The 1903-nt window shown below is 76.7% G+C and carries 1 protein-coding gene; it reads right to left on the bottom strand.

Translation table 11 applies throughout. The annotated features are described in order from the left end of the window. Window positions 1–1646: ABC transporter transmembrane domain-containing protein (locus tag ACTUAL_RS13635; RefSeq protein ID WP_440900495.1), on the bottom strand; the 1646-nt coding region annotated here is incomplete at its 3' end. Between the last annotated feature and the right edge of the window lie 257 nt (window positions 1647–1903).

The following is a 1903-nucleotide window of genomic DNA, read 5'->3' as shown; positions in this document are numbered from 1 at the left end:
TGCCCGCCGGACAGGTTCGCGCCGTGGTCGTGCAGGTCGCCGTCGACCAGCGACTCGACGACGTCCTCGGCCGAGGCGGCCGCCAGCGCGCGGTCGACGGCGGCCTGGTCGGTGGCGCGCCCGGTGTCGAGCGCGGCGGTGAGGCTGCCGCCGAGCAGGTGGGCGGCGTGCGGTTCGACGTGCAGGTGGCGGCGGCGCACGTGCATGTCCACGTCGGCGAGCGGCACGTCGCCGAGCCACGCGCCGGGGCCCGCGCCGTTGAGCAGGGCGGTGATCCGGTCGGCGACGGCCGGGTCGGCGACCACCAGGCCCAGCACCTCGCCCGGCTTGAGCGTGAACTCGACCCCGACCGAGCGCACGGTCAGCGGACCGGGCTCGGGGTCGGTGGCGCGCTGCTCGGCGCGGGCGGGGGCGAGCAGCGCGGCGACGCGGTCGGCGCTGGCGCGGGACACGGCGATCTGCTTGACGCAGTCGGCGATGTAGCGGACCGGGTCGGCGACGAAGGAGGCCATCGCGACGACGGTCACCAGCTCGCCCACGCTGATCCGCCCGGACAGCGCCATCAGGCCCGCGGCGGCGGTGGTGCCGACCAGCAGCAGCCCGGTGGCGATCTGGCCGACGCCCACCAGGGCGGACGAGGCGGTGGCCGCGTCGACGGCGGTGCCGAGCGAGCGGCGGCTGGCGATCCGGTAGCGGCGCACCGCCTCGGGCACGCCGCCGAAGCCGCGCAGCGGGCGCAGGGCGTGCACCAGCTCGGCGGCGACGGCGGCGGCGAGCCCCCCGGCCTCCTGCCGGGCCTGCACCCGGTTCTCCAGCCACGGCCCGAGCCGGTCGACGCCCAGGACCAGCAGCGGGAGCACCACGACGACCCCGAGCCCGAGCAGCAGGTCGACGCCGAGCAGCACCACCACGGACACCGTCAGGCCGACCGAGGCGGACACCAGCAGGGCCCGCACGCGCAGCGACTCGGCGGTGGCGCGGGCGTCCGAGGTGAGGATGTTCGTCAACTCGCCTGCCCGGCGGTCCTGCCCGACGGACGGATCGGTCAGCACCCGCCCGATGCCGCGCACGCGCAACCGGTGCGCCTCGGTGAGGATCGTCCGGTCGAGCACCCAGAACGACAGGCCGCCACCGGAGGAGAGCACCGCGACCAGCAGCAGCACCCCGAGCACCGCGACCGCGATCGCGGCGGGCGACCCGCTGGACACGGCCCGGTCGACGGCGAGCCCGATGGCGACCGGCACCAGCGCTTCGCAGGTCTGGTGCACGACGGACAACGCGCACCCGAGCGCGGTGGACCGGGCGTTGCGCCGGAACACGTCGCGCAGCAGGGCCCGACCGGGCGCTTCGACGCCGGCCTCCCTGCCGCGGGCCGACTGGTCGCCACCGGGCTGGACGCCACCGAGCTGGACACCGCCGGGCTGGACGCCGCTGGGCTGGACGCCGCTGGGCCGGTCATCGCCGAGCTGGACACCACCGGGCTGGACACCGTCGAGCCGGCCGTTGTCGCGCCGGCCGTTGTCGGGCCGGTCACCGCCGGACCGGTCGTCGATCGGGGTTCGTGCGCCAGGGGGACGGTCGCCGCCGGGCGCGGGTCCCGCCTCGGGTGCGGGCAGCGGCGCCGCGGCGCTCTGCTCAGGGGACATGGGTAAACCTCGTGGTCACCCGCTAAGCCAACACCATCCACAAGGGACGACGACAACTCGCCGCCCGACGTGGTGACCGGGGTCGCGGGTGCTGCCCGGAGGTGGCGCTCCGGGCGGTGCTCAGGGGGTGCTGCTTCTCAAGGGGTGTTCCGGGGTGGCGCTCGGGAACGCGGTCGGGCGGTGACGCCCAGGCGCCGCTGGGGACGACAGTAGTGCGCGGCGCGCGGGCGGTGGGAGTCCGGGTCCGGTGTCGGCGC

The sequence above is a fragment of the Actinosynnema sp. genome (genome assembly GCF_052038725.1).
This window is presented reverse-complemented; position numbering and strand designations above follow the sequence as displayed.